Here is a 26,878-nt window from a genome sequence, read left to right as displayed (position 1 = left end):
AACAACGCAGAACTGCACGCGAACGAGTTACACCACCCCGCGGGGCACAACCCGCCAGGCAAGGCCACCTGACCCTGCGTAACCCTGAGAACGTCGCCTAGGAATCACTGTCCGCGCCTCTTTTGCTCTGCTCAATCAGAGTGAGCGCGCGCTCACTCTGATTGAGCAGAGCAAAAGGGCCACAAGAACCAGTAGTTGCCGGGGCTTCGTGGGTTCCTGTGCGCCGAGCGCCCGCGGGCTGGCAGCTGAACGGCGGTCGGTAACAATCCGGCCCGGCGTCTTGGCTGTGAGAGCATCGCGTGTTATGAGCACGGTGGTCCACCGCCTGCCGGCTGACGCGGTCCGCGTGAGCCACAGGCCCTTTGCGCTGGGTCGCGTCGACCGCAGCCGGGCCGCTCTGCTCTGGCCGGTGCTGGCCGCGGCGGTCAATGCTGCGTGCTTCTGGCTGGTGCGGCCGAACGTCGGCGATCTGCAGGCGGCGCTGGCCCGCCAGTTCGGTGCCCTGCACGGTGTCGGTCTGGGTTACTGGTTCCAGTGGTTCGGCGGCGGCTCGACACCCGGCAACTACTCGGTCATCACCCCGTACCTCTCTGCCGCGCTGGGCGCCCTCGGCGTCGGGGCGCTGGCCACCGTGGCCGTCACGCCGTTGGCGCGCCGGGCGGTGGCCGGCACGAATCACGTCACGGTCGCCACCTGGGTGGCCACGCTCGCGGCCGCGCTGAACATCTGGAGCGGCCGCGTTCCGTTCGCAGTCGGCACCGCGGCCGCCCTGCTCGGCGTCATCGGTGTGCGCGAGCGGCGTCCATCCCTGGCCTTTGGCGGCATCATCCTGGCCGGCCTCTGCTCCCCCGTCACCGGCGCCTTCCTGGCGTTCGTCCTGGGCGCTGCGTTCCTGGTGGAGAAGTCCTATCGACGGCTCATCTTCTGGGTCTGCGCGACGTGCGGGGTGACGCTGCTCGGCATCGCCGTCTTCTTCGGCACTCCCGGCCCGCAGGGCTACCCCGTGCAGTCGGCACTGCTGGCCAGCTTGGCGGCGCTGTTCATGCTCCTTGCTCGACCGGCTCCAGCGGTACGCGTCGCGCTGTGGTGCACCGCGCTCGCCGCCCCGCTCGTGTGGATCATCCCGAACGGGCTGGGCTCCAACTTCAGCCGACTGCCGTGGCTGTGCCTGCCGGTGGCCGTGGTGGCCACCGCGGTCGCCCGCCCGCGCCTCGTCGCCCTGGCTCTGACGCCGGCGCTGGCCTGCGCCGCCTACGCGACCACCACCGACCTGCTGCACTCGAGCCGGCCCGCTGCGTCCTCGTCCTACTACCGCCCGTTGATCACGCAACTCGACCGCGTGCCGGGTCGCGCGAACTACCGCCTCGAGGTGGTTCAGGACCCGCAGATCCACACCGCGGCGTACGCGCTGCTGCCGCACACGGCGTTGGCCGGCGGATACGAGACCCAGGAGCAGCACAAGCTCAACGCGATCCTCGAGGACGAGAAGCGCCTCGACGCCACGAGCTACAAGATCTGGCTCGACAACAATGCGGTGGGCTACGTCGCCTACAACGTCGACGCCGATACCGACGCGCCTGAGTACCAGCTGGTCAAGGACGGCGGCCTGCCCTACCTCACTGAGGTCAGCAGGCAGGGCGGCTGGGTGCTGTACCGCGTCTCGCACGCCACGCCGATCGTCGCGCTGCCGCAGACCCTGGTCTCGGCCGGGCAGGCCACGATGGTGATCTCAGTGCCGTGCGCCTGCCGGTTCCCGGTGCGGGTGCGGTACTCGAAGTTCCTCACCGCAGACATCGCGCAGCGGCCGAACAGCGCAGCCAAGGTGCAGGACGACGGGCTGGGGTGGACGACGGTCATCACCCGCCTGCCGGGCACCTACACGCTGCGCGGCGACGTCACCCAACCGCTGCGCTAAGCACGTCGGCGTGATGCAGGTCACAGCCAGCTGGGGAAGTTGAGCCGACCAGGCTCAGTTCTTTTGACATGAGCACCATCGTCCGAGCATTCTCGAACGAGTAGCGCTAACCGCCAGACATCCCAGCACGACCCATACGAAGGAGCACCAGACATGGCACGAGCGGTCGGTATCGACCTCGGAACCACCAACTCCGCCGTCGCCGTCCTCAGCGGCGGCGAGCCGGAGGTCATTGCGAACGCCGAGGGCGCCCGCACGACGCCGAGCGTCGTCGCGTTCGCCAAGAACGGCGAGGTCCTGGTCGGCGAGGTCGCCAAGCGTCAGGCGGTGACGAACGTCGATCGCACGATCCGTTCGGTCAAGCGCCACATCGGCGAAGGCGACTGGTCGGTCAAGATCGACGGCAAGGGCTACACCCCCCAGGAGATCAGCGCGCGCGTGCTGCAGAAGCTCAAGCGCGACGCCGAGTCCTACCTCGGTGAAGACGTCACCGACGCCGTCATCACCGTCCCGGCGTACTTCAGCGACGCCCAGCGCCAGGCCACCAAGGAGGCCGGGACGATCGCGGGCCTCAACGTCCTGCGGATCGTCAACGAGCCCACCGCGGCCGCGCTGGCCTACGGGCTCGACAAGGGCGACGCCGAGCAGACCATCCTCGTGTTCGACCTCGGCGGCGGCACCTTCGACGTCTCGCTGCTCGAGATCGGCGACGGGGTCATCGAGGTCAAGGCCACCAACGGCGATAACCACCTAGGCGGCGACGACTGGGACCAGCGCATCGTCGACTGGCTGGTCGACAAGTTCCGCAGCGGGCACGGTATCGACCTGACCAAGGACAAGATGGCCATGCAGCGCCTGCGCGAGGCTGCCGAGAAGGCCAAGATCGAGCTGTCCAGCTCGAACTCGACCGGCATCAACCTGCCCTACATCACCCAGGACGCCGAGAAGAACCCACTGTTCCTGGACGAGACCCTCTCGCGCGCCGAGTTCCAGAAGATCACCTCGGACCTGCTCGAGCGCACCAAAGCGCCGTTCAACAACGTCGTCAAGGATGCCGGCATCAGCGTCGGCAAGATCGATCACGTCGTGCTCGTGGGTGGTTCCACCCGCATGCCGGCCGTGTCCGATCTGGTCAAGGAGCTCACCGGCGGCAAGGAGCCCAACAAGGGCGTCAACCCCGACGAGGTCGTCGCGGTCGGCGCCGCCCTGCAGGCCGGCGTCCTCAAGGGCGAGGTCAAGGACGTCCTGCTGCTCGACGTCACCCCGCTGAGTCTCGGCATCGAGACCAAGGGCGGCATCATGACCAAGCTGATCGAGCGCAACACCACGATCCCGACGAAGCGTTCGGAGATCTTCACGACCGCCGACGACAACCAGGGCAGCGTGCAGATCCAGGTCTATCAGGGTGAGCGCGACATCGCGGCCTACAACAAGAAGCTCGGCATGTTCGAGCTGACCGGGCTGCCGCCGGCGCCGCGTGGCGTGCCGCAGATCGAGGTCAGCTTCGACATCGACGCCAACGGCATCGTCAACGTGCACGCCAAGGACCTCGCCACCAACAAGGAACAGGGCATGACCATCACCGGTGGTTCGGGCCTGTCCAAGGACGAGATCGATCGGATGATGAAGGACGCCGAGGCGCACGCCGAGGAGGACAAGCGCCGCCGCGACGAGGCCGAGATCCGCAACACCGCCGAGGGCCTGCAGTTCACGACCGAGAAGTTCCTGGCCGAAAACGGCGACAAGCTGCCCGAGGACAAGCGCGGCGAGCTCCAGTCCGCGGTCGAGGAGCTGAAGAAGACGCTCGAGGGCGCCGACTTCGAGGCCATCAAGGCGGCCCAGGAAAACGTCTCCCGCATCGCCTCCGAAGCCGGTGGCGCCATGTACGCGGCGGCGCAGGCAACGGGCGAGGGTGCCGAGGGCGCTGCCGGGGCGGGACCTGACTTCACCAAGGCGAGCGCCGAGGACGACGGTGTCGTCGACGCCGAGGTCGTGGACGAGGGCCCGGAGACCTCCGGAGAGAACAAGTGACTTCGGCAGGCGATCCGCGCGAACCCGAGGAGCCACCCATCCGGTTCACGGACAACCGCAAGGTGAAACGGGACGCCACTGGCACTGCTGTGGTGGCGGACGAGGTCGCAGTCGCGGCGGAGGTCGTCGGGGAGGCTGCGCCGACCGTGGCCGCCAGCCTGCTCGACGAGCGCACCGCCGACCTGCAGCGCGTCCAGGCCGAGTACGCCAACTACCGCAAACGCGCCGAGCGTGACCGGTTGCAGGCGGGCGACGCAGCGGTCGCGCGGGTGTTGGGCGAGCTGCTCCCTGTCATCGACGACCTCGAGCGGGCCAAGGCGCACGACGACCTGACCGGCCCGCTCAAGGCGGTGGCCGACAAGCTCGAGAGCGTCACTACGAAGCTCGGACTGACAGCTTTCGGCGAGGTCGGCGACCCGTTCGACCCGTCCCGTCACGAGGCCGTGCTGCACGACGAGAGCAGCGACGTCACCGTGCCGACCTGCACCACCGTCATGCGCCCCGGCTACACCGTCGGCGACCGCCTGCTGCGCCCCGCCATGGTCGGCGTCAGCGACCCCGCATCGAGCGGAAACTCAACCGAAGGCGCAGCGACGAGCGAGTCAACAGCGGAAGTCCCAGCTGGGACTTCAGCCACCCCACTGAACGATGAAGCCGAAGGCAACCAACCACCGGTGAGCTGACAGGGGAGGGTCGCCCGCAGGCCCGACCTGGTGACGAAGGAGGTGACACGAGCGTTGAGCACCAAGGACTACATCGAGAAGGACTACTACAAGGCGCTCGGCGTCGCCAAGGATGCGTCGGCTGCCGACATCAAGAAGACGTACCGCAAGCTCGCACAGGAATTGCACCCGGACAAGAACCCTGGTGACGCCGCCGCGGAGGGCCGGTTCAAAGAGGTCTCCGAGGCCTATGACGTGCTGTCCGACCCGCAGAAGCGCAAGGAGTACGACGAGGCCCGCACGCTGTTCGCGGGCGGCGGCGGCTTCCCCGGTGGCTTCGGCGGGATGGGTGGGGGCGGCCGAACCGGGGGTCGTTCGACATCGTTCGACATGTCCGACCTGTTCGGCGGTTCGGGTGCCGGGAGCAATCTCGGTGACCTGTTCGACGGTTTATTCGGTCCGAATTCGAGCGCGTCACGTACGGGTCGCAGCACCTCCGCAGGGCCGCGCCGTGGACAGGACGTCAGCGCCGAGATGACCCTCGACTTCGACGAGGCGGTACGTGGCACGACGTTGCCGCTCAAGCTGTCATCCCCTGGTGTGTGCAACACCTGTCACGGTAACGGCGCACGTCCTGGTACGAGCCCCCGAACCTGTCCGACGTGTGGCGGGTCCGGCTCGACCACGTCAAATCAGGGCGGCTTCGGGTTCAGCGAACCGTGCCGCGACTGCCGGGGTTCCGGTCAGCTCGTCGACGACCCGTGCCCGGAGTGCCGGGGCACCGGGTCCACCACGAAGACCCGCACGATCACGGTGCGCATTCCGACCGGAATTCGTGATGGTTCGCGGATCCGGGTCACGGGCAAGGGGTCACCCGGCGGCAACGGCGGCCCGGCCGGCGATCTGTACGTCACGGTGCACGTGCGTCCGCACGCCCTGTTCGGTCGCAGCGGCGACGACCTGACATTGACTGTTCCCCTGTCGTTCGTCGAGGCGGCGCTCGGCACCACCTTGCGGGTGCCGACACTGGACGGGTCGGTCGCGCTCAAGGTTGCGCCCGGCACCCCGAGCGGGCGCACCTTGCGAGTCCGCGGGCGCGGCGTGCCGGCGAAGGCCGGCCCGGGCGATCTGCTGGTCACCGTGGAGGTCGCGGTGCCGCAGCGGGTCGGCGACGACGCCCGAGCGGCGTTGCAGGCGTTCGCTGCCGCACAGCCCGACGACCCGCGCCCGGACATCACCGCCGCGCTCCGCGCAACCTCGGGTGGAGCCGACCATGCGTGAGCGGCGCCGGATCCACGGCGAGCTCCCCGAGGACGCTCCGGTGTTCGTGATCTCCGTTGCGGCCGAGCTGGCCGGTATGCACGCGCAGACGCTGCGTCAGTACGACCGGTTGGGGCTGGTGACCCCGGGACGCACCGTCGGCGGCGGCCGCCGCTACTCGGCCCGCGATGTCGCGCTGCTGCGCGAGGTGCAGCGGCTGTCCCAGGACGAGGGCGTGAACCTCGCCGGTATCAAGCGCATCATCGAGCTCGAATCGCACGTCGAGGCGCTGCAGCAGCGGGTCGCCGAGCTGGCCACCGAGCTGGATCACGCCCACGCTGAGCTGATCGCGCGCCGCGGCCCGTCGACGGCGCTCGTCGTCTGGCGCCCCCAGCGCCGCTGACAGGCAAAGACCCAGCGCCGCTGACGGGCAGGACCGCTCAGCCCAGCAGGCTGCGGATCTTCGGAGCCAACGCCGTGGCGATGGCGGCGTACCCCTTGTTGTTGGGGTCGGCGTCATCGTCCATGAACTCGGGGTGCCCGCGGACCGGATCGGTGAGGTCTAGGTAGGTGCCCCCGGCTGCCTGCACGTACTGCTTGACGGCGGCAGCTACCGGCTCGAGGTCCGCCGGGGGCTCGCTGTCGCCCCACATCGGCGCGAGCGCGATGAGCGTCGCGTTCGGCAGCCGGTCGTGCAGGTCCGCGAACAGCGCCTTGATCCGAGCACGCAAGGTGGGCAGGTAGTCGGCCGTGTCGTTGCGCCCACCCGAGACGATGACGACGTCGGGTTTGGCCGCCGCCACATCGTCGACCCGGGAGTCGTAGGCACCGTCCGCACCGCCGGACTTCGCGTACCCGCTGCCGTCGCGGCCGAAGTTCTTCTCCACGAAGTCGAGCTGTCCGGCGAGCAGGCTGGTGAAGCGTTTCGCCTTCGTCGACGCCCCGACGCCGGAGGTCCAGTCGTCGCCGAGGAAGGCAACGACCTTGCCGGCGGCCGACGACGTCGACCCGCCGGCGCCGGACGACAGCGGCGCCGATGCGGCGGGGACCGGCAGAACGGTGCCGGCGTCCGGGACGGGGTCCTTCTTGGTGATCACGTAGCCGGCCGCGGCGAACACCGCCACCGCCAGCAGGACGACCAACCAGGACGAGAGGCGCTGCACAGGCTGATAGTAGAGATGACAGGCTGGTAGTCGTGTCATTCGACGTGCTGTTCGTATGTACGGGAAACATCTGCCGATCGCCGATGGCCGAGCGGCTGTTCCTGAGCCGCGTCGCCGCCGGGTCGCCGGTGCGGGCCGGCAGCGCCGGCACCGCCGGTCTCACCGGTTACCCGATGGATCTACCGTCGGCGGCGGTGCTGCGTGAGCTGGGCGGGAACCCGGATGGGCACACCGCCAGCCGCCTCACTGCGGCGATGGCCGAGAGCGCGCATCTCGTGCTCACCGCGGACAGCGAGCACCGGGCGGGTGTGCTGCGGCTCGCTCCGTTGGCGTTCCGGCGCACCTTCACGCTGCGCGAATTCGCGCGGCTCGGTGGGTTCGTCGGCGCGGCGCCGCGGAGCCCGACGGCCGAGCAGCTGCGGGCGCGGGTGCTCGAGGTCGCAGCGCAGCGAGGCGTGGCCGGCGCGGCCGCGCCGGGCCAGGACAACATCGCCGACCCGTTCGGCGCCGCGATGGACGTTGCCCGGCGCACCGGCGCACAGATCAGCGACAGCATCGATCGAACCGTCGCGGTGCTGGGGCTCGAACGCTGAGTCCCGTCAGAAATACGCTCAGCGTGCCTCGTACTCCGAGGGCTCCCCGGCGCGGTGAGTGCCATTCGTCAGCCGGTCCTCGGGCGGCTGCCAGGTATCGCTGCCGTGCGGCAGGCCGGAACCGTCGGTGTCGACGTCTGGTCGCGGTCGTGGCATAGCCGACCCGGCGACAGTTTCGTCCGACGCCGAGATGACCGGAGCGACAGGTTCCACGGGGTCGGAGAAGAAGCTCAGTGAGCCACCGTCGGTGCCGGGGTCGTCCGGGTCGGTCCGCCCACCAGCCACACCGGCGGACGTGCGCGCCATCCGGTTCGGCCGTTCGCCGGCGGCTCCGGACGTCGCGGCTGTCTTCGCTGTGTAGTAGTAGCCGTACTCGTAGCTGTAGGAGCCGCGGCCGCGGGTGACCGCATTGAGCACGACGCCGACGGGACGCCGACCCACCTTCTCCAACGCGTCGACCGAACGCTCGGCCTGCTCGTGGGTCGTCTTGCCGCCACGGCAGACGAGCAACGTCGCGTCAGCAAGCGTGGCAACGGTCGCGCCGTCGGTGACAGGAAGCAGCGGCGGGGTGTCGATCACGACGAAGTCGACGTGTCGCGCGACCTCTTGGATGATCTCCCGGGCGTGCGCGGTGATGAGCAACTCGCTGGGGTTGGGCGGGATCGGCCCGGACGTGAGCACCGCGAGGTTCTGCCCGGCGTTCTGCAAGACCTCCTCGACCGGTGTCTTGCCGATCAGGGCGGTGGTGAACCCGACGTCGCCAACCAGTCCCAGGACTCGGGACAGGGACGGGCGCCGCAGGTCGGCCTCGATCAGGCAGACGCGGGAGCCGGCTTCGGCCAGTGCGGCGGCCAGGTTCAGCGATGTCGTCGACTTGCCCTCGCCCGGCATCGCCGACGTCACCGAGATGATCTTCGGTGGGTTGTCGACGTCGACGAACTGCAGGTTGGTGCGAATCTGCCGATACGCCTCGGAGCGGGCACTGTTCGGGTCGCCACGGAACGCGATCGGTGACGTCGACGTACGTTTGTCGAACGGGATGAAACCCATCGTCGGGACGCCGAGTGCCTCGAAATCCTGTCCACCCTTGACGGTGTTGTCGAGCACGTCGCGCAGCACGACCACCCCGACACCGATCAACAGGCCGACGACGAAGCCGAGCCCGATGTTCAGCACCTTGTGCGGCGTGATCGGCACCCCGGGGATGGCGGCCGGGTGGATGACCGTCAGCTTGACGACCGGTTTGTCACCGGAGCTGGTCTGCGCGGCGTTCTGCACGGCGGTGCTGAACTGGCTGGCAACTGCGTTGGCCAGCCGGGCCGCGGTACGCGGGTTGCGGTCGACGACGTGCAGGTTGATGAGCACCTTGTTCAACGGCGCGTCGGCGGTGATCTTGGCCGCCAGGCCGGATTGGGTGAGGTTGAGCCCCAGGCTGCGGATCACCGGTTCCGTTACGGCGGGGCTGTTGGCGAAGCTGGTGTAGGACTGCACCTGCTGCTGGACGTACTGGTTGCCCTGGGCCAGCTGGCTGGTGTCGCCGTTGCCCGTCGTGGCCACGAAGACCTGCACGTTCGCCTGATAGACCTTCGTCGTCGCGAGCGTCAGCCCGATCCCCGCCGCGAGGCCGAGCACGACAAGGGCCAGGATCAACGGCCAGCCCTTGCGCAGCACTCGCAGGTAGTCACGGAGGTCCAAGGGGTCGCCCTCTCACAGCGGAAATCTCACAGCGGAGTCACTCTCGGCAGGGTACCTGCCGGCGGCCGCGGCACCTGAGCGTCGACACCCGGTGCCAGATCGTATGATTCGTGTTAGCTTAATTGAACTCACGCCGTAGCGACGGGATGAGACGCGGACGGAGGTGCCGGTGACCCAGCTGCACGCCGCTGCCTTCAGCGAGTTGACGACGCCCGCCCCGCCGACAGCGGGACCCGTGACCGCCGCCATCGCAACGGTCACCAAGCAACCACTGTGGACGGTGCAATACCGGCTGGTCCTGATCACCATCGATCTCTGCGCCATCATCCTGGCCATGATCCTGGGTTACGAGCTGCGCTTCGGGGCGGGCTCCTCCGACATCAGGCCCGTCGACTACCTGGTCCTCGGGCTCGCGATCGCGATCGGCTGGACCGTTGCTCTGCAGGCCTCCGGCGGATACGAGATCCGGCACCTGGCCACCGGCCCCCAGGAGCTCAAGCGGGTGTTCCGGGCCAGTTGGCTGACCCTGAGCGTGCTCGCGATCGGCTGCTACGTCACCAAGACCCCCGTGGCCCGCGGATACGTCATCGGCGTCATCCCGGTGGGCGCCCTGCTGATCATCTGCGGACGCGCCGGAGTGCGCCGCTATGCGAACAGACGGCGTGACCGCGGCGAATGGGTCTACCGCATCCTGGCGGTGGGCACGACCGAATCCGTCAAGCACCTGCTCGACACCACCAACCGGGCCCGCAATGCCGGCCTGCGCCTCATCGGGGCCTGCGTCGAGGACGCGCCCGTGGGCAGCGACATCGCCGACGGGGTGCCGGTGCTGGGCGGGGTGCTCGAGGCGGCCCAGCATGCCGCGGCCGTGCAGGCCGACGTTGTCGCAGTGACTGGTAGCGGGCTCGGGCCGCGGGCCGTCCGCGAGCTGGGTTGGCAGCTGGAAGGCACCAACCGCGACCTCGTCATGGCCCCTGCGCTGACCGAGATCGCCGGCAGCCGCGTGCACGTCAGCCCGGTGGAGGGGCTGCCCCTCGTCTGGCTCGAACAACCACGCCTGGGTCGGTTGCCCCGCCTGGTCAAGCGCAGCCTCGACCTCGTCGGCGCCACCGTGGCACTGGTGCTCGCGGCACCTATCCTCGCAGTCGCGGCCTTGGCCATAAAGACGACCAGCCGTGGCCCGGTGTTCTTCCGCCAGCGCCGGCTCGGCCTCAACGGCGCCGAGTTCAACATCCTGAAGTTCCGCTCGATGTACGTCGACGCCGAGAGCCAACGCGACGAGATCCTCGAGCTGAACGAGCAGGACGGCGGCGGCGTGCTGTTCAAGATCAGACACGACCCCCGCGTCACCCCCGTCGGACGCTGGCTGCGCGCGCTGTCGATCGACGAGATCCCGCAGCTGGTGCACGTCGTCACCGGCACCATGTCGCTGGTCGGTCCGCGCCCGCTGGCGGCCATCGACTCGCACTACACCGGCTCGGCGCGGCGGCGCCTGCTCGTGCGTCCGGGAGTGACCGGCCTCTGGCAGATTAGCGGGCGCTCCGAGACGACGTGGGAGGACGCCGTCCGCTTCGATCTGTACTACGTCGAGAACTGGAGCTTGGGTCTGGACCTGAGCATTCTGTTCCGGACCGTCTTCGCGGTACTCGGGCGCAAGGGTGCCTTTTGAAACACTGGCGCCTTTTGACACGGGCCGCGGTACGTTCGCGGCTGACACTCGATCATGAGTTTGTCCCTTTGACTTCACGACCACCTTATGATCAGCTATCCTTCAGCGGGCAGCACGTCCAGGCACGGTCCGGCACCGAACCACACGTGAAGGCGGAAGTACCAATGTCAGCTTCTAAGAAGCCGGTCGCAGCGCTCATCGGCGTCCTGGCAATGCTCATCGCGGGGTTGTTCTTCGCGTCGTCCGCGGGTGCTTACCCCGACGGTGTGGCACCAGTCGTCACAACCTCAGGCACCCCGACGTGCGGTGGCTCGATCACCGTCACCGGAGCCAACTACAAGCCGGGCGAGACGGTGAACGTCACCGACAGCAACGGTGACAGCGCCGCCGTGACCGCGGGCTCGGATGGCGGCTTCTCCACGTCGTTCCCGATCACCTGCCCGAACGGAACCCTGCCGGAGACGCTCACCGCCTCCGGTGGCAGCGGCGTTGACGCGGTCACCCTCAGTAACGGTGGCAGCACCAACGGTGGTGGCAGCGGTAGCGGGAGTGGTGGCCTGAGCAACACCGGCGTCGCCGTCATCGGCATCGGCGCGGTTGGTCTCGTCCTGCTCGTCGGCGGCGGCCTGCTCCTGATGGCCGGCAAGCGCCGCAAGGTCAGCATCTGATCTTCAGTACCTGCTCAACGAGGACGGCCCGGCTCCCGGGCCGTCCTCGTTGCGTCTGCACATGACTGACGAGAACGAGCAGCCAGCGCAGGACACGCCGAACCCTGACCCGTTCGTCGGGCCGGATTGGCGCGGCGACCCCAGCACCGGCGCACCCAGCAGCACTGCACCCGGCACCACAGGGCGCCGGCGGCACCGGCGGGTGTCCCGCCGGCGGCTACAGAGACGGCGCCGCGTGGGCCTGGCGATGGTCATCGTCGGCGGACTCATCCTGCTCGCCGGTGTCTACCTGGTCGTCACGGCGCTGCTGGCGCGGCGCCAGCTGGAGGCGGTTCGCGACGAGGTGCGCCAGCTGCGGGTGCAGATCTCGGCGGGCAAGCTCGACGCGGCGCGCGCCACCGCACGCCAGATCGCCGGCCACGCCGGCACGGCGCGCACGTACACCGCGGGACCGGTCTGGGCGCTGGCTGCCGACCTACCGGCCGGCGGCGCGCCGCTGAAGACGGTGCGCACGATCACCGACCAGGTCAACGTTCTCGGCACGCAGGTGCTCCCGCAGGTCATCACGGCCACGCGGGAGCTCGACCCGTCCGCCCTGCGAGAGTCCGACGGTTCCATCGACCTCGCGCGTATTCAGGCCATCGCGCCCAGCCTGCACACCGCCGACCGCGCCATGACCCGGGCGACCGCCCGCATCTCAGCGCGGCCCACCTCGACATGGCTCGGCCCGGTGGACTCCGCGCGCACCCAGTTGCTGACGCAGATGCTGTCGCTGGGCAAGACCCTGCGCTCGGCCGACCTCGCCACGCGCATCGCCCCGCCGATGCTCGGCGCGGACGGCGTCAAGCGCTACTTCGTCGGGTTCCAGACCGACGCCGAGGCCCGCGGCACCGGCGGGCTGCCCGGCGCCTTCGCGATCCTGCGCGCCGACCGCGGCACGATCACTATCGAACGCTTCGAGTCGGACTCCTACCTCACCGGGGTGTCCAGCGGCCTGGATTTCGGGGCCGCGTATAACCAGCTCTGGTCGCGCAGCAAGCCCTACGACGAGTACGTCGACAGCAACAGCAGCGCACACTTCCCGTACGCCGCGCGCATCTGGGCGGCCATGTGGCAACGCAAGACCGGGCAGCGACTCGACGGAGCGCTGGCCGTCGATCCGGAGGCGCTGTCCTACCTGCTCGCGGTCACCGGGCCGGCCACGCTGCCCGACAAGACCGTGATCAGCGCGAGCAACATCGTGCAGTTCACCCAGCAGACGCTCTACGCCCGGTACTCGGCCAATCCCGGTCAGCGCAAGAAGGTGCTGCTCGCAGTCGCGCGGGCGGCCAGCGACAAGATCCTGGACTTCCGGGGGAGTACCACCGCGCTGGTCAGGGCAGGCGGCAAGGCCGGTGCCCAGCGGCGGCTGCTCGTCTACAGCGCGGCGCCGGGCGTCGAGGCCGACCTGCAGCAGACGTCACTATCCGGAGCGGTTCTGCCCAGCGCCGGGCCCTATGTCAACCTGGTCGTGAACAACGGAGCCGGCAACAAACTCGACTACTACCTCGACCGACGGCTGACCTGGACGCGCACCGGCTGCGGGCAGCGCCGCCTGGTCACGGTCACCGTGACGCTGACCAACACCGCGCCGACCGGCCTGCCGCCGTACGTCATCGAGCGCAACGACCATCCGCCGTACCGGACGGGCAAGGGCGACACCCGGCTCGGTGTGTACTACTACGGCACGACCGGCGCCTTCCTGCAATCGGCGACGCTCGACGGCAAGCGCGCGCTCGTCGGGGAGGGCAGCGAACAGGGCCACCCGGTCTTCTACGCCGACGTGGAGATGCCGCGCGGGAAGGCTCGGACGCTCGTCCTGCACTTCATCGAGCCCGCGGGCACGGGAGCGCCGACCGTGCTGCGACAGCCGCTCATCCGGCCGTTGTCGGTGGCGGTGCGTGACCAGAGCTGTGGCTGAAGGTCAGAAGACCGCGAAGGCTGCGATACCGGCGATGAACACCAGAGCGACGCCGACGCACACCATGGTCAGCGCGATCTCGCCGTTGGGGGTGTGCCGGGCCCACCGCCGTAGTCGACGCAACGTCCGGCCGTTGCGACTCGGCCCTCGATCGTCGGGCACGCTCTCTCCCATCGTCGAGTGAATCGTCCCACGTTCGTCAGGGAGCAGACGCCGACAACCCCCGGAACACACCACCAGCGCGGTTGAGGTCACGACGCGGTCCTCTTTTCGACATGTGCGCGTTGCATTCCTCGCTTACCCTTCGGGCGGCAGCTAGTGCTGCTGCGGGGGGAAGGGCGCGACTATGACGCAAGTGCAAGTGCAAGTGCACGCACGAACGGCCGAGCTGCCGGTTGCGGATGCAGCCGCCCTGGGGCCGGACGCCACCGAGATTCTTCGCCAGCCGGCGTGGACGCTCACCTATCGGTTACTGCTGCTTACCGCTGATTTCGGCGCCATTCTGCTGGCTACCGTGCTCGGTTACTGGTTGCGTTTCGGCACCGACTCGAATTTCGTTACACCCGTTGGCTATGTGGGCGTTGGGGCTGCGATTGCCGCGGGTTGGGCAGTTGCCCTTCAGGCCGCTGGTGGGTATGAAATTCGGCACCTCGGCACTGGTCCTGAAGAGCTCAAGCGAGTGCTCCAGGCCAGCGCCATCACCCTCAGCGTCCTGGCTGTCGCCTGCTACGTCACCAAGACGCCGGTAGCCCGGGGTTACGTCATCGGGGTGATCCCGCTCGGCGCGTTCTTCCTCGTCCTTGGACGTACTGCAGTACGCCGTTACGTCAACCGTCGTCGTGTGCAGGGGGAGTGGGCCTACCGCATCCTCGCTGTCGGCACGACCGACTCCGTGTTGCATCTGCTCGACACGACGATGCGAGCCCCCAACGCCGGTCTGCTGCTGGTGGGTGCCTGTGTCGAGGACGCCCCCGTCGGGAGCCAACTGGCACCGGCCGTCCCCGTGTTGGGAGGTGTCCTGCAGGCCGCCGAGCACGCTGCGGCCGTGGACGCCGACGTCGTTGCGGTCACCGGCAGCGGGCTGGGCCCACGGGCGGTCCGCGAGCTCGGCTGGCAGCTCGAGGGCACCAGCCGCGGACTCGTCATCGCTCCTGCCCTCACCGAGATTGCCGGCAGCAGGGTGCACGTCAGCCCGGTGGAGGGCTTGCCCCTGGTGTGGCTCGAGCAGCCGCAGCTCGGTCGGCTCCCGCGACTGGTCAAACGGGCGGTCGACTTCGCAGTCGCCTTGGTGGTGTTGAGCCTGACCGCGCCGATCCTGCTGGTCACCGCGATAGCCATCAAGACCAGCAGCCGCGGGCCGGTCTTCTTCCGCCAGCGCCGCCTCGGGCTCAACGGCGAAGAGTTCAATATCCTGAAGTTCCGCTCGATGCACAGCGACGCCGAGAGCCGCCGCGACGAGATCCTCGAGCTCAACGAGCAGGACGGTGGCGGAGTGCTGTTCAAGATCCGCCACGACCCGCGGATCACCCCGGTGGGCCGCTGGTTGCGCAAGCTGTCGATCGACGAGCTGCCGCAGCTTTTCCAGGTGATGTCCGGCTCCATGTCGCTCGTGGGTCCGCGCCCCCTGGCCGCGATCGACTCGCACTACACCGGCTCCGCTCGCCGCCGGCTGATGGTCAAGCCCGGTGTCACCGGTCTGTGGCAGATCAGCGGACGGTCGGAGACGACGTGGGAGGACGCCGTCCGCTTCGACCTGTACTACGTCGAGAACTGGAGCCTGGGGCTGGACCTCAGCATCCTATTCCGCACCGTCTTCGCCGTCCTGGGGCGTAAAGGGGCGTTCTGACGATACTGAGGAGTTGAGCGGAACAGACTCAACTTGCCTTCCGTTGTGTCATCGGATCCCCGGATGTAGGAGACGATGAACCATGGACATGACGACCCGCAGCACCCAGGCCGTGAACAGCGCCGTCAAGCAGGCGGCCGAGAAGGGCAACCCGACCGTCGAGGACACCCACCTCGCGGTCGCGCTGCTCGACGACCCGGAGACACTGACCCGGCCGCTGCTGCAGGCGGTCGGCGCCGACCCGCTCGCCGTGCGCGCCGACCTGGCGCGCCTGGTCGACGAGCTGCCCTCGGCGAGCGGGTCCTCGGTGGCGGCGCCGCAGACCTCGCGCAGCATGCTGGCCGTGCTCGGCGCGGCCGAGCGGGCGGCCCGCGCCCGCAGCGACGAGTACGTCAGCGCCGAGCACCTGCTGCTCGCTCTGGCTGAGCAGAGCAGCGACGCCAGTGAGGTGCTGCGCCAGCACGGTGCCACGAGCGCCGCGCTGTCCGACGCGCTCGAGTCCGTGCGCGGGTCGCAGCACGTCACTTCGGCCGACCCCGAGGGCACCTTCCAGGCGCTCGAGAAGTACGGCAACGACCTCACCGAGGCCGCCCGGGCCGGCAAGATCGACCCGGTGATCGGGCGCGACGCCGAGATACGCCGCGTCGTGCAGGTGCTGTCGAGAAGGACGAAGAACAACCCCGTCCTCATCGGGGAGCCGGGTGTCGGCAAGACCGCCGTCGTGGAGGGCCTGGCCCAGCGCATCGTCGAGGGCGACGTGCCCGAGTCGCTGCGCGGCAAGAAGCTGATCTCGCTGGACCTCGGCGCCATGATCGCCGGCGCGAAGTACCGAGGAGAGTTCGAGGAACGGTTGAAGGCCGTCCTGACCGAGATCAAGGATTCCGGCGGGCAGGTCATCACCTTCATCGACGAGCTGCACACCGTCGTCGGCGCCGGAGCCACCGGTGAGGGCGCCATGGATGCCGGCAACATGCTCAAGCCGATGCTTGCCCGCGGTGAGCTGCGCCTGGTCGGCGCCACGACGCTCGACGAGTACCGCGACCACATCGAGAAGGACCCGGCTCTCGAGCGCCGCTTCCAGCAGGTCCTCGTGGCCGAGCCGTCCGTCGAGGACACGGTTGCGATCCTGCGCGGCCTGAACGGCCGCTACGAGGCGCACCACCGCGTCGACATCAGCGACGGCGCCCTGGTCGCGGCCGCGACGCTGTCCGATCGCTACATCTCCTCCCGCTTCCTGCCCGACAAGGCGATCGACCTCGTCGACGAGGCGGCCAGCCGGCTGCGGATGGAAATCGACTCCCGGCCCGTCGAGATAGACGAGCTCGAGCGAGCCAAGACGCGGCTGACGATGGAGGAGCTGGCGCTGGAGAAGGAGAAGGACCCGGCGTCGGTCCAGCGGTTGGCCAAACTGCGCGCCGAGATGGCCGACCTGACCGAGAGCCTCGACGCGCTGAACGCGCGGTGGGAGCGCGAGAAGACCGGTCTGAACCGGGTCGGCGAGCTCAAGGAGCAGGTCGAGGCGCTGAAGGTCCGCATCGAGCGGGCCCAGCGCGACGGCGACCTCGAGACCGCCTCCCGCCTGCAGTACGGCGAGCTGCCCGTCCTGGAGAGGGAGCTCGACACGGCCAGTGAGGCCGAGTCGCAGCCGCACGGGGACGTCCTGGTGAAGGAGCAGGTCACCGCCGACGACATCGCCGAGGTCGTCGCGGCCTGGACCGGCATCCCGGCCGGTCGGCTGCTCGAGGGCGAGACCGCCAAGTTGCTGCGCATGGAGGACGAGCTGGGCCGCCGGGTCATCGGCCAGCGGGCCGCGGTACAGGCCGTGTCTGACTCGGTCCGGCGAGCCCGCGCCGGCATCTCTGACCCCAACCGGCCGACCGGCTCGTTCCTGTTCCTCGGCCCCACCGGCGTCGGCAAGACCGAGCTGGCCAAGGCGCTGGCCGACTTCCTGTTCGACGACGAGCGCGCCATGGTGCGCATCGACATGAGCGAGTACTCCGAGAAGCACTCGGTGGCCCGCCTCGTCGGTGCCCCGCCCGGCTACGTCGGCTACGACGAGGGCGGCCAGCTGACTGAGGCCGTGCGGCGCCGCCCGTACACCGTCGTGCTGCTGGACGAGGTCGAGAAGGCGCATCCCGACGTCTTCGATCTGCTGCTCGCCGTCCTCGACGACGGCCGGCTGACCGACGGCCAGGGCCGCACGGTCGACTTCCGCAACACCATGCTGGTGCTGACGTCGAACCTGGGCTCGCAGGCGCTCGTCGCCGACCTGCCCGACGACGTCAAGCGGGACGCGGTGATGGCTACGGTGCGGGCGCACTTCAAGCCTGAGTTCCTCAACCGGCTCGACGACGTCGTGCTGTTCGACGCGCTGAGCACCGACGACCTCACGTTCATCGTCGACATCCAGCTCGCGTCACTGCAGGCCCGGCTGGCCGGCCGCCGGCTGACGCTCGACGTCACCGACGCCGCCCGCGAGTGGCTGGCGCTCAACGGCTTCGACCCGCTGTACGGCGCCCGGCCGCTGCGCAGGCTGGTGCAGACCTCGATCGGCGACGCGCTCGCCCGCGAGCTGCTGTCCGGCACCGTCCGCGACGGGCAGACCGTGCACGTCGATGCACGCGAGGACCGCTCCGGGCTGGTCGTTCAGGGCACCGGGGTCGGGGGCGCATGACGTCGTTCGATCCGGAGGTTGACCCGGAGGCCGAGCGGGCGCCCACTGACCCGGTGGGCGTCCTCGCCCTGGTGTGCGGGTTCGTCGGCATCGTGGTGTGCGGGATCGTCTTCGCGATCGTGACCGCCATCCTCGGCGGGATGGCCGGCCAGCGCGCCCGCGAGGCCGGCCGCAGCGTGGAGACCGCCTACCTGGCGCTGCTGCTCGCCGGTGTCGACGGCATCGTGTGGATCGTCCGGCACATCCTGTTCGACATCCCGTTGGCGGTCGGTTAACCGTACTGAACAGACGGGCCCACCTCGCTGTACAGCGAGGTGGGCCCGTCCGAACGCGGTTCAGTTGACCTGTTCAGAAATCGTGTTGGAGGTCGAGCTGAGCAGGTTGTCGTTGCCGTTGAAGGTGGCGCTGATCGGGTGCGTGTCGGCCGTGGAGAAGCGGACGGTGATACGCGCGGCACCGTAGGACAAGTTCGCCTGCCCGATCGGGGTGGAGTCGTCGTAGAAGGTGACTGTGCCGGTCGTGCGGGGCGCTACCTTGGCGGTCAGAGTGACCTTCTGCCCGACGGTGGCAGGATTGGCACTGCTGGTCAGAGTTGTGGTGGTGGCAGCCTGGTCGACGGTGATGTTGATGGTGCTGCTGCACGAGGATGCCAGGTTCGATGTTCCTTGGTAGCAGATTTGCACGGAATGACTCCCGGCCGTGAGCAGTGCTACTGGAACAGTGGCCTTCGCGCTGGTGACGCGCAGCGAGCCGGTGCTGGTGCCGTCGATGTAGGCGATCGCGCCGGTCGCCGAGGCCGGGATACCGGCTGTGCTCGGCGCGACGGTCTTGATCGTGGCGGTGACGGGCTGGCCGTAGGTGATGGTCGCACCGTTGGCGACCGAGGGAGTAGTCGTCGTCTGGGCTTGGCTGACCTGCAGCTGCGCGGTGGCGCGGCTGGCGGTGTGCTGGCCGTCGCCGCTGTATTTGGCGACGATCGTGTCGGAACCCGCGGGTGCGGACGAAGCGGCGAGTTTCGCCACTCCGTGGCTGACGGTGACCGGTTTGCCGATCTGGGTGCCGTTGACACTGAACGTGACCGTCCCGGTCGGGGCTGCGGTGACGCCGCCGGCCGAGGCGACCTTGGCCGTGAAGACGACTCGCTGGCCGTACACCGAGCTAGTGGGTGAGGAGCTCACGGTCGTGGCGGACGTCAGGGTGATGGTGGGGGTGACACTCCAATCGACGCTGCCGACGACGACTCCTTGGGTGTCGATGGTGATCGGCGTGCCCGTTGAGCTCAGCGGAGCAGTCTGCAGATGTCCGTTCGCGTCCCACGCGAGCTGGGTGCCGTCGGGTGAGAAGTCCGGTGCTTCGTCGTTGGACGCGCCGCTCGTAGGAGCGAACAGGGTCGGGTTCGACCCATCGGCGTTGGCGGTGTAGATCTCGCCGGTACCGCTCGCGTCGGTGCTGCTGTCGCGCTCGAACACGATCCGCGAGCCGTCGGGTGACCAGTTCGGGAAGCGATTGCGCTCGCCGGCGACATAGACCAACCGGGTCTGACTGCTGCCATCGGGGTGCGTCGAGTAGATCGACTGGACGCATTGGGTGCAGGTTGCCGGGTTGGCATCATCACGGCTGGAATGGAACAGGATCGTGCTGCCGTCAGGCGACCACTCGGGGGCAGAGTCCAGACCGGGCGCGGTGGTCAACTGTGTCGGGGTTGCGCCGCCGTCTGATGCAATAACGAAGATGTCTCCGGGATTGCTGCTCGTCGTCATCCGATAGGCGATCTGAGTGCCGTCCGGGGAGAACGTCGGGTAGTAGTCCGACGCCCCGTCGTGAGTCACCTGAACCGGGTCCGAGCCATCGGCGTTCATCTCCCAGATCTCGTCATTTCCGGTCCGGTCGCTGGTGAACGCAATATGTGCGCCATCGGCCGATACATCCGGAGCCAGGTTGCTCGAACCCGACGTGAGCGCCTCCATCGCGGAACCATCCGGATTGATCGAATAGATCTGAGATACACCCGTCGACGGGTCGAGTCCGTCGAAAACGATTCGTCCGTTCGTGGCCGACGGGAAGCTGGCAGCCGCGTTGCCGGCCAACATCACCATTCCCGCCGCCCCGAGTGACAACGTGGCCCCAACCACGACCGACTTACGAAATAACGCATGCACGTTGAGCTCCCCCTTGGCTTCAGCCCGCCACCCCCGTGGCCGACCGGGCGCGCCACCTGGCGCCGGTAGGAGTATCAATCGCCAACCCGGCATCCGCTAGGGACGGGCCAATCTTTGGCGCGAAAGGAGGATCAAAACCGGTCAGCATCGACAGGCTGGCGTACTTCCACGACGGCACCCACGACGAACGGCTACTGATCGGCGCTGAACTGCACGGTTAGTGCCGCAGCCACCGGGTGACTGGCGTGCACCAGGCGAAGGACAACGCGAGCACGGTGAGGACGAGGAACATCACGGCGTCGAAGGCCCAGCTGTCGCTGCTGATGTCGTCGAAGCGCAGGATCCAGTAGACCGCGGCGGCTACCACGATGCCGCCGCCGATCGAGAGCAGGACCCGGCCGTTCCGGTTGCGCCCCACGAGCATCACCCCGCCGGCGATGAGCAGCCCGCCGGCGACCAGGTTCACCACCCCGTCGAGGGCGAGTTCGAGGCCGATGTGCGTGCCGCTGTCGAAGGAGTCCTCGACGTCGCCGGCGATCGCCCCGCCGAGGAACAGCAGCAGGCCTGCGAGGACGAGCAGACCCGCGGTGACGAAGGCGAGCACGGCGGAGGCTGTGGCGAGACCGGGTCGGAGGTCGCGCGGCGCGCTCGGATAGCCGTAGGACGGGTAGCCGGGCGCCGGCGGGTAGCCGTACGGCGCGTAACCCGGCGACGGGTATCCGTACGGCGCCGGGTAGCCGTAGCCAGGGGGCGGGGCGCCGGCAACGTTGGGGTCGAAGGGTTCGCCCGGGTTCGGTGCCTGCCAGGAACTCACGGGAGCATTCAGATCTTGTCGCGCAGACATTGCTGGAACCCGGAATCGTTCTGGTTGTCGAGACCGCCACACTTGTTGGCCAGGTGCACCACGACGACGATGAAGACGATGGCCAGCACGGCGCCGACCGCAGCGCAGATGAGCCCGGCCAGCGCCTGCCCGCGCCCTCGTCCGCCGCGACGGCCGGCGTCGCTCAGTCCCAGGAACCCGAAGATCAGAGCCAGGATGACGAAGATGGCGTCGAGGATCGTCGTCCAGAACAGCACGATCGAGACGATGCCGAGGACGAGGGCGGCGACGGCCTTGCCGTTGCTCTGCCCGGACTGCCCCGGCTGCAGGCCCTGGCCGTAGGGCGCGCCGTACGGCTGTCCGTAGGGTGCCTGCCCGTAGCCCGCCGGCGGTTGCCCGTAGCCCGGCGCGTTCGTGCCGTACGGGTACGGCGGGTAGGGCCCGTGCGGGTTCGCGTCGGCGCCCTGTTGCGGTGCGGGCGGCGGGTACTGGTAGCCGGGCGGCGGCCGGTAACCCGGCGGGGCGAACTCCGGCGGCGGCGGGACGTCGGGTGCGCCGAAGCGGTACGGGTCGAACGACTCGTCGGGCTGCCCGCCAGAGTCGTCGCCCTTCGAGAGGTCGACGTGCTCGGGCGCGCCGTCGGACGGTGATCCCATCGGCTGCGTCCCTCCCGCGTCGACGGCACTCAGCGGCCGTGTGGCGACTCTAGGCCATCTCTCTGGACGGCTCGCCACTCGTCCACAGCCCCTGGGCGCGCCACGTAGACTGCGCCGGTGGACGACGAGCCGACGACCCCTGACAAAGACCGTTGCCGGGTCTCCTTCGACAAGGGCAGCACCGCCGACGGTGACGCTCCGGCCCGTCCGGGTCTCGCCGGTCGCCGAGCGAAGCCCAACCTCGCTGCCGACGGATCGCCGATGCCGCCGCCACCCAAGTCCGTGCGCAACGCCGTGCTGGCCCTCGGCGTCTCGGCGCTGGCCGCGCTGATCGCCGCGCTGACGCTGTTCGGTGAAAAGGACTGGCTGCTTCGCACCTACGTCAAGAACAACCCGGACCCTGGCAAGAAGAACCACCAGAGCCTGGCCAAGCTTCAGGACGCGGCAGACAAGGCGCCGTCGACGAGCCTGGTAGTCACGATCGTGCTGGTGGTGGCTCTGGGCCTGGCCGCCTGGGGCGTGTGGCGCGGCCGGCACTGGGCACGCTGGACGGTCATCGGCCTGTGGGTGCTGGCCACGTTCACGAGCACGTTCGCCGGGTTCACCTATCTGATTGCGATTGCCTCCAACGAGCCGCTCGCCTTCAAGATCCCCTCGTTCATCTCAGCTGCGGCGCTTATCGCTGCGGTGGCACTAGTTAGCATCCGGCGGAGTGTTGCTTACTTCATGCTTACGCGCCCGCCCCGTCCGGGTGCGGTCGCAGGCGCCCCGCGCCGCGGCGGACTGTTCGGCCCGCGGCCAGCTCGACCCGGCTTCGCCGCTCCGGGCAGTGCGACCCGCGGCGCTACTGCAACGAAGACCGCGCGGGATGGCACGGCGCGCGAGGGTGCCGAGCGCAGCCGCGCCAAGCAGCGGGCGAGCACCGAGTCGGTGGCCAAGGGCGCCGAACTCGCCCGGGCGCGGGCCAAGGCCAGCAAGTCCCGCCGCAGCGGCGTCTAGTGGGCCTCTAGTGCCGACCGCTTCGCGCACAGCTCTGGTCACCGGCGCGAGTTCCGGGCTCGGCGCCGAGTTCTGCCGCCAGCTCGCCGCTGCCGGCTGGGGCCTCGTCATCGTCGCCCGCAACGCCGCCCGACTCGAGACCACTGCCGACGAGCTGCGCACCGCGCACCAGATCGACGTCGACGTCCTGCCGGCCGATCTCGCGACTGACGACGGGTGCGCCCGGGTGGCCGAGCGACTGACCGCCACCGAGGCGCCCGTCGAGCTGCTGGTCAACAACGCCGGGATCGGCACCTATCAGCCGTTCAGCGAGGCGGAGCTCACGTTCGAGGAGCAGCAGCTCGACCTCAACGTCCGCGCGGTCCTTCGCTTGACGCACGCCGCGGTCGGCGCCATGCGCGCGCGCGGCGCGGGCCGCGTCCTCAATGTTTCTTCGGTGGCCGGCTTCATGCCGCGCCCAGGCAACGTCACCTACTCGGCCAGCAAGGCGTGGGTGACGATGTTCAGTGAGGCGCTGTCCCTTCAGCTGGCGGGAACCGGCGTCACTGTCACCGCCGTCTGCCCAGGGTTCACGCACACCGAGTTCCACGAGCGGGCGGCCGCAGATATGTCCGGTGTCCCGCAGCGCATGTGGCTCGAGGCCCGCGACGTCGTACGCGAGGGGCTCGCCGACACCTTCGTCGGCAAGCCGGTCTCGGTGCCGTCGCGGGTCTACAAGACGCTGGTCGGAGCGGCGCAGACGTTGCCGCGGCCCGTGCTGCGGGCGATCATGGCCCGCCGGGGCATGTGAGCACGCCGGTTTACAAGCGCGAGTTCATCGAGTTCGCGCTGGCCCACGACGTGCTGCGGTTCGGGGAGTTCACCCTCAAGTCGGGCCGGGTCTCGCCCTACTTCTTCAACGCCGGGCTGTTCAACACCGGCGCCCGCCTGGCGGCACTCGGCCGGTACTACGCGGCGGCGATCGTCGAAACCGGCGTGGAGTTCGACGTCCTGCTCGGCCCGGCCTACAAGGGCATCCCCATCGCGTCGGCGACGGCCGTCCAGCTGTCGGAGGCCTTCAGCCGGGACGTGCCCTGGGCCTTCAACCGCAAGGAAGCGAAGGACCACGGCGAGGGCGGCTCGATCGTCGGGACGCCGCTGGCCGGTCGCGTTCTGCTCGTCGACGACGTGATCACCTCAGGTGCCGCAATTCGCGAGGTGATGGCGATCGTCGACGCCTCCGGCGCCACACTCGCCGGTGTCGTGGTGTCGGTCGACCGGCAGGAGCGGGGAACGGGTGCGCTCTCGGCGATCCAGGAGGTCGAGCGGGAGCGCGGGGTCGCCGTACAGGCCATCGTCACGCTCGACGACATCGTTGCTCATTTGCGCGCGAGCGGTGCCCCAGTGCAGCAGCTCGAGGCGATGATTACATACCGCTCCCGCTATGGAGTGGCATGACCGAGCCGATTGGCCTCGGGCCGCACCCCGAGCCCTGGCCGGAGGATCCGCGCCTCGACCCGGAGTTGTTGCGCGAGGGCGACCGGCGCAACGTCGTGGACCGCTACCGGTACTGGACGGTCGAGGCGATCGTTGCCGATCTCGACACCCGTCGGCACCCGTTTGCGGTGGCCATCGAGAACTGGCAGCACGACCTGAACATCGGCACCGTGGTACGTACGGCCAACGCGTTCCTCGCCCGCGAAGTGATCATCGTGGGCAACCGGCGCTGGAACCGGCGCGGGGCGATGGTCACCGATCGCTACCAGCACATCCGGTACGTGGCGAGTGCGGCAGAGCTAGCCGAGTACGCCGCGGGCGCCGGTTATGAGCTCGTGGCAATCGACAATCTCCCTGGCTCGGTGCCGCTCGAGACGCATCAGTTGCCGGCCAACGCGCTGCTGCTTTTCGGTCAGGAAGGGACGGGACTGACGGACAAGGCACGCGCTGCCGCGACAGTTGTCTGCGCCATTGCACAATACGGCTCGACGCGCTCCATCAACGCCGGCGTCGCCGCCGGGATCGCCATGCACGCGTGGATCCGCCAACACCGCACCAGTGATGCCGTTTCGACATGAGTCGGCAGCCGTCTGACTGAAAACGCAGCACCACGAATCTGCTCGAGGCGATGTGCACGTACAGGCCGGGTTACAGATCCCTCAGTGAGCCCGTCAACGCTCTCGCGGAATTGACTCGTGCGCACCGCAGAGCGTGCGTCAGCGGTGTTCGGGTGGGTGCGGCCGCGGCCGACTCGGAGCCGTCGTCGCCGCGGCGGAACGCCGCTGTCCTGCTGCGACTGCTGCGACGCCAACTACGATCGCGCCCGCCCCGAACTTCAGGGCATCGCCGATGGGCACCGCGGGGCCAGTACTTGCCAGGGCTGCGGCACCGCCGCCATTTGCGCGGTGCGACGTCACGGCGTCGATGCCGCTACTGTCGCCCGGGCCGCCGGGTGTCGACGTCGTGCGATTGGTCGACGTCGGATCGATCCCGAACGAGTCTGCGGATGTCGACGTCGTGGCCGGGTTAGTGACGGTCGCCGGCGTGATTCCCGAACCAGTTGGCGTCGAACCAGTTGGCGTCGAACCAGTTGGCGTCGAACCAGTTGGCGTCGAACCAGTTGACGTCGAACCAGTTGGCGTCGAACCAGTCGGTGTCGAGCCGGTTGGTGTCGAACCAGTCGGCTTCGTCGGAACCGTGGAGGTCGGCAGCGAACCGCTGGGGGTGGCCGCGTTTGCCCGATTCATCGAGAACGCTTGAACGACGGGAATAGTCCAGACCGTTGCTGCACCAACCATGGCGCCGCGTTTGAGTACGGTGCGCCGATCAAGTGCGGCATTAGACAGCTCAGTCATGGTTCCCCCCAATTCCCCGGGCCCATCTATGCCGGGTCGGCGCGACTTTACCTCATGTTTGTCTCACACGCCTACCCGGACGGGAACCGGATCGGCGGCTCTACGATCAGCCCTATGGCGGAGCGTTTCGTTGCGGTCGATGACCTTGTCGTCGAGGATTTAGAGGGCGATATGTGCCTTCTGCGGCTCGACACTAGCGACGTGCTAGTGATGAACCAGACAGCGGCGGATGTCTGGGTGCTGGCTGCAGATGGCACGCCGGCCGATGAAATCGTGCGCATTCTCACCGATCATTACCAGTGTTCGCCGGCTGACATCACTGACCAGGTGACTTCGGTGCTCAACGACTTCGTTGCGCGCGGTTTTCTAGTACCGCCAAGTTGACGGCGCACGTGGTACCGAGCGCATGGCACGGCGTATTCGCGCTCGGTGTGGCAGTGGGAGTGCCCCGCAGTCGGGCCGGCGATTTTGTGGATTTCCCCAGGCACGACGTCACTCGCGATGGACCCTTCGACGCAGTTCTGGCGCACACAGAGCCCGTGGCCGTCTCGGGCGAATTCACCACCGCAATCGTCGAGCGCACCTCGCTGCTCACGGTGCATGCCGGCGTCGTCGCGATCCCGGGTCGTGGTGTTCTGGCCCTGCCCGCCCGAAGCGGTGCGGGCAAGTCGACGCTGACCGCCGCCCTGGTGCGGCGGGGCTTCGGTTATCTGTCCGACGAGGTATTGGCCATCTCGCGCGCGGATGCGACGGTGTCGGCGTTCCCTCGGCCCATCACGCTCGACGCCAACTCACTGGCCGTTCTCGGGCTGCCCCCGACACTGCGACCGTCGAGCTCCACGGAGGCCGTTGTGTCGTTGTCCAGCCTGGGCGCTCTCGGCCAGTCCGGAGCGCAGATCGATGCCGTGGTCCTGCCCTCGCGGGTGCCCGGCGCCGAAGTGTCGATCGAGGTCATCCCGGCCTACGTTGCGGTCGCCGCCCTGGTTGAGCAGTCGTTCAATCATTACCGCCACCCGGAGTCGTCCCTGCGCACCATCGCCGCCGTCGCGACTCGAGCCGCGACGCTACGAGTGACCTACGGGCACGCCCCGGCGATGGCGGAGTGTTTGGCGCGGCATTTTGGCTTGGACTAATGAACTCATTATCTCGCCGCGCCCGTGCACCTCATTCAGCGTGTGTTCCTCCCTTTATGTTCGGAGCGCCCGCCGTTCGTTCTTGGGTTAGCCCGGAACTTTCATGAGGGCGCCGCTGAAGATTGTTTCGGCGGCGGTGCG

General features: G+C 68.6%; 25 protein-coding genes. 19 read left to right on the top strand and 6 right to left on the bottom strand.

Going from position 1 to position 26,878, the window contains the following annotated elements; all coding sequences use genetic code 11:
• Window positions 1-304 precede the first annotated feature (304 nt).
• The 5 genes from ACFFC4_RS19910 to ACFFC4_RS19890 all read left to right on the top strand — a co-directional run bounded on the left by ACFFC4_RS19910 (window position 305) and on the right by ACFFC4_RS19890 (window position 6,271).
• Window positions 305-1,915: a hypothetical protein gene (locus ACFFC4_RS19910; protein ID WP_375504122.1), complete on the top strand. Its 1,611-nt coding sequence runs from the start codon at window positions 305-307 to the stop codon at window positions 1,913-1,915.
• 153 nt (window positions 1,916-2,068) lie between these two features.
• Entirely contained in the window at window positions 2,069-3,946 is a 1,878-nt protein-coding gene (gene dnaK / locus ACFFC4_RS19905; RefSeq protein ID WP_375504120.1) for a molecular chaperone DnaK, read from the top strand.
• Window positions 3,943-4,629: a nucleotide exchange factor GrpE gene (grpE, locus tag ACFFC4_RS19900; RefSeq protein ID WP_375504118.1), complete on the top strand. Its 687-nt coding sequence runs from the start codon at window positions 3,943-3,945 to the stop codon at window positions 4,627-4,629. The genes dnaK and grpE overlap by 4 nt, the downstream gene beginning before the upstream one ends.
• 54 nt (window positions 4,630-4,683) lie before the next feature.
• Entirely contained in the window at window positions 4,684-5,889 is a 1,206-nt protein-coding gene (gene dnaJ, locus ACFFC4_RS19895; protein ID WP_375504124.1) for a molecular chaperone DnaJ, read from the top strand.
• Window positions 5,882-6,271, top strand: coding sequence for a heat shock protein transcriptional repressor HspR (locus tag ACFFC4_RS19890; RefSeq protein ID WP_375504116.1), 390 nt, complete (start codon window positions 5,882-5,884; stop codon window positions 6,269-6,271). The genes dnaJ and ACFFC4_RS19890 overlap by 8 nt, the downstream gene beginning before the upstream one ends.
• Window positions 6,272-6,308: 37 nt before the next feature.
• Here the strand turns inward: ACFFC4_RS19890 and ACFFC4_RS19885 are convergent, their stop codons facing one another.
• A complete protein-coding gene (locus ACFFC4_RS19885; RefSeq protein ID WP_375504114.1) occupies window positions 6,309-7,031 on the bottom strand; it encodes an SGNH/GDSL hydrolase family protein in 723 nt (240 codons plus the stop codon).
• A 32-nt stretch (window positions 7,032-7,063) separates the two neighbouring features.
• Here ACFFC4_RS19885 and ACFFC4_RS19880 point away from each other — a divergent pair, with 32 nt between their 5' ends.
• Window positions 7,064-7,624, top strand: coding sequence for a low molecular weight phosphatase family protein (locus ACFFC4_RS19880; protein ID WP_375504112.1), 561 nt, complete (start codon window positions 7,064-7,066; stop codon window positions 7,622-7,624).
• An 18-nt stretch (window positions 7,625-7,642) separates the two neighbouring features.
• Here the strand turns inward: ACFFC4_RS19880 and ACFFC4_RS19875 are convergent, their stop codons facing one another.
• Entirely contained in the window at window positions 7,643-9,319 is a 1,677-nt protein-coding gene (locus tag ACFFC4_RS19875; RefSeq protein WP_375504110.1) for a polysaccharide biosynthesis tyrosine autokinase, read from the bottom strand.
• A gap of 169 nt (window positions 9,320-9,488) precedes the next feature.
• Between ACFFC4_RS19875 and ACFFC4_RS19870 the strand changes: the two genes are divergently transcribed.
• The 3 genes from ACFFC4_RS19870 to ACFFC4_RS19860 all read left to right on the top strand — a co-directional run bounded on the left by ACFFC4_RS19870 (window position 9,489) and on the right by ACFFC4_RS19860 (window position 13,616).
• Complete coding sequence (locus ACFFC4_RS19870) at window positions 9,489-10,988, top strand: sugar transferase (protein ID WP_375504108.1); 1,500 nt, start codon at window positions 9,489-9,491, stop codon at window positions 10,986-10,988.
• A 164-nt stretch (window positions 10,989-11,152) separates the two neighbouring features.
• On the top strand, window positions 11,153-11,656 hold the full coding sequence (locus ACFFC4_RS19865; RefSeq protein WP_375504106.1) for a hypothetical protein: 504 nt from the start codon (window positions 11,153-11,155) through the stop codon (window positions 11,654-11,656).
• Window positions 11,657-11,717: 61 nt separating this feature from the next.
• Window positions 11,718-13,616 (top strand): DUF4012 domain-containing protein, encoded by a 1,899-nt coding sequence (locus ACFFC4_RS19860; protein WP_375504104.1) that lies wholly within the window; start codon window positions 11,718-11,720, stop codon window positions 13,614-13,616.
• Window positions 13,617-13,619: 3 nt separating this feature from the next.
• On the opposite strand, the gene ACFFC4_RS19855 is transcribed toward ACFFC4_RS19860, so the two are convergent.
• Entirely contained in the window at window positions 13,620-13,778 is a 159-nt protein-coding gene (locus ACFFC4_RS19855) for a hypothetical protein (protein WP_375504102.1), read from the bottom strand.
• Between the two features lie 184 nt (window positions 13,779-13,962).
• Here ACFFC4_RS19855 and ACFFC4_RS19850 point away from each other — a divergent pair, with 184 nt between their 5' ends.
• The 3 genes from ACFFC4_RS19850 (at window position 13,963) to ACFFC4_RS19840 (ending at window position 18,411) form a co-directional block, all read left to right on the top strand.
• Window positions 13,963-15,462, top strand: coding sequence for a sugar transferase (locus ACFFC4_RS19850; protein ID WP_375504100.1), 1,500 nt, complete (start codon window positions 13,963-13,965; stop codon window positions 15,460-15,462).
• An 88-nt stretch (window positions 15,463-15,550) separates the two neighbouring features.
• A complete protein-coding gene (gene clpB / locus ACFFC4_RS19845; RefSeq protein ID WP_375504099.1) occupies window positions 15,551-18,136 on the top strand; it encodes an ATP-dependent chaperone ClpB in 2,586 nt (861 codons plus the stop codon).
• Window positions 18,133-18,411 (top strand): hypothetical protein, encoded by a 279-nt coding sequence (locus ACFFC4_RS19840; protein WP_375504097.1) that lies wholly within the window; start codon window positions 18,133-18,135, stop codon window positions 18,409-18,411. The genes clpB and ACFFC4_RS19840 overlap by 4 nt, the downstream gene beginning before the upstream one ends.
• A 60-nt stretch (window positions 18,412-18,471) precedes the next feature.
• On the opposite strand, the gene ACFFC4_RS19835 is transcribed toward ACFFC4_RS19840, so the two are convergent.
• The 3 genes from ACFFC4_RS19835 to ACFFC4_RS19825 all read right to left on the bottom strand — a co-directional run bounded on the left by ACFFC4_RS19835 (window position 18,472) and on the right by ACFFC4_RS19825 (window position 21,774).
• The gene (locus ACFFC4_RS19835) at window positions 18,472-20,103 is read right to left on the bottom strand and encodes an Ig-like domain repeat protein (protein WP_375504095.1); all 1,632 of its coding nucleotides are present in this window, start codon (window positions 20,101-20,103) and stop codon (window positions 18,472-18,474) included.
• Window positions 20,104-20,512: 409 nt separating this feature from the next.
• Window positions 20,513-21,109: a hypothetical protein gene (locus tag ACFFC4_RS19830; protein WP_375504093.1), complete on the bottom strand. Its 597-nt coding sequence runs from the start codon at window positions 21,107-21,109 to the stop codon at window positions 20,513-20,515.
• An 8-nt stretch (window positions 21,110-21,117) separates the two neighbouring features.
• On the bottom strand, window positions 21,118-21,774 hold the full coding sequence (locus tag ACFFC4_RS19825) for a DUF4190 domain-containing protein (protein WP_375504091.1): 657 nt from the start codon (window positions 21,772-21,774) through the stop codon (window positions 21,118-21,120).
• Window positions 21,775-21,891: 117 nt separating this feature from the next.
• Here ACFFC4_RS19825 and ACFFC4_RS19820 point away from each other — a divergent pair, with 117 nt between their 5' ends.
• From ACFFC4_RS19820 to ACFFC4_RS19790, 7 genes are all read left to right on the top strand, one after another.
• Window positions 21,892-22,773: a hypothetical protein gene (locus ACFFC4_RS19820; RefSeq protein ID WP_375504089.1), complete on the top strand. Its 882-nt coding sequence runs from the start codon at window positions 21,892-21,894 to the stop codon at window positions 22,771-22,773.
• 10 nt (window positions 22,774-22,783) lie between these two features.
• Window positions 22,784-23,563, top strand: coding sequence for an SDR family NAD(P)-dependent oxidoreductase (locus ACFFC4_RS19815; protein ID WP_375504087.1), 780 nt, complete (start codon window positions 22,784-22,786; stop codon window positions 23,561-23,563).
• Complete coding sequence (pyrE, locus tag ACFFC4_RS19810; RefSeq protein WP_375504085.1) at window positions 23,560-24,210, top strand: orotate phosphoribosyltransferase; 651 nt, start codon at window positions 23,560-23,562, stop codon at window positions 24,208-24,210. Before ACFFC4_RS19815 ends, pyrE begins: the two co-directional genes overlap by 4 nt.
• Complete coding sequence (locus ACFFC4_RS19805; RefSeq protein WP_375504083.1) at window positions 24,207-24,827, top strand: TrmH family RNA methyltransferase; 621 nt, start codon at window positions 24,207-24,209, stop codon at window positions 24,825-24,827. The genes pyrE and ACFFC4_RS19805 overlap by 4 nt, the downstream gene beginning before the upstream one ends.
• Before the next feature lie 346 nt (window positions 24,828-25,173).
• Complete coding sequence (locus ACFFC4_RS19800) at window positions 25,174-25,509, top strand: hypothetical protein (RefSeq protein ID WP_375504081.1); 336 nt, start codon at window positions 25,174-25,176, stop codon at window positions 25,507-25,509.
• A gap of 209 nt (window positions 25,510-25,718) precedes the next feature.
• Window positions 25,719-25,988 (top strand): PqqD family protein, encoded by a 270-nt coding sequence (locus ACFFC4_RS19795; RefSeq protein ID WP_375504079.1) that lies wholly within the window; start codon window positions 25,719-25,721, stop codon window positions 25,986-25,988.
• Window positions 25,989-26,143: 155 nt separating this feature from the next.
• Window positions 26,144-26,737 (top strand): hypothetical protein, encoded by a 594-nt coding sequence (locus tag ACFFC4_RS19790; RefSeq protein ID WP_375504077.1) that lies wholly within the window; start codon window positions 26,144-26,146, stop codon window positions 26,735-26,737.
• The last annotated feature ends 141 nt before the right edge of the window (window positions 26,738-26,878 follow it).

The organism is uncultured Jatrophihabitans sp. (assembly GCF_964244045.1).
Classification (GTDB): Bacteria; Actinomycetota; Actinomycetes; order Mycobacteriales; family Jatrophihabitantaceae; genus Jatrophihabitans.
The sequence above is the reverse complement of the archived record's forward strand: the minus strand, read 5'-3'. Positions and strand labels throughout refer to the sequence as shown.

Coding starts and splice junctions, on each gene's coding strand:
- ACFFC4_RS19865 (WP_375504106.1), top strand. CDS start 11,153: ATGTCAGCTTCTAAGAAGCCGGTCGCAGCGCTCATCGGCGTCCTGGCA.
- ACFFC4_RS19800 (WP_375504081.1), top strand. CDS start 25,174: ATGCCGCTACTGTCGCCCGGGCCGCCGGGTGTCGACGTCGTGCGATTG.
- dnaK (WP_375504120.1), top strand. CDS start 2,069: ATGGCACGAGCGGTCGGTATCGACCTCGGAACCACCAACTCCGCCGTC.
- ACFFC4_RS19835 (WP_375504095.1), bottom strand. CDS start 20,103: ATGGAGGCGCTCACGTCGGGTTCGAGCAACCTGGCTCCGGATGTATCG.
- ACFFC4_RS19890 (WP_375504116.1), top strand. CDS start 5,882: ATGCGTGAGCGGCGCCGGATCCACGGCGAGCTCCCCGAGGACGCTCCG.
- ACFFC4_RS19825 (WP_375504091.1), bottom strand. CDS start 21,774: ATGGGATCACCGTCCGACGGCGCGCCCGAGCACGTCGACCTCTCGAAG.
- ACFFC4_RS19910 (WP_375504122.1), top strand. CDS start 305: ATGAGCACGGTGGTCCACCGCCTGCCGGCTGACGCGGTCCGCGTGAGC.
- clpB (WP_375504099.1), top strand. CDS start 15,551: ATGACGACCCGCAGCACCCAGGCCGTGAACAGCGCCGTCAAGCAGGCG.
- ACFFC4_RS19860 (WP_375504104.1), top strand. CDS start 11,718: ATGACTGACGAGAACGAGCAGCCAGCGCAGGACACGCCGAACCCTGAC.
- ACFFC4_RS19850 (WP_375504100.1), top strand. CDS start 13,963: ATGACGCAAGTGCAAGTGCAAGTGCACGCACGAACGGCCGAGCTGCCG.
- ACFFC4_RS19805 (WP_375504083.1), top strand. CDS start 24,207: ATGACCGAGCCGATTGGCCTCGGGCCGCACCCCGAGCCCTGGCCGGAG.
- ACFFC4_RS19840 (WP_375504097.1), top strand. CDS start 18,133: ATGACGTCGTTCGATCCGGAGGTTGACCCGGAGGCCGAGCGGGCGCCC.
- ACFFC4_RS19795 (WP_375504079.1), top strand. CDS start 25,719: ATGGCGGAGCGTTTCGTTGCGGTCGATGACCTTGTCGTCGAGGATTTA.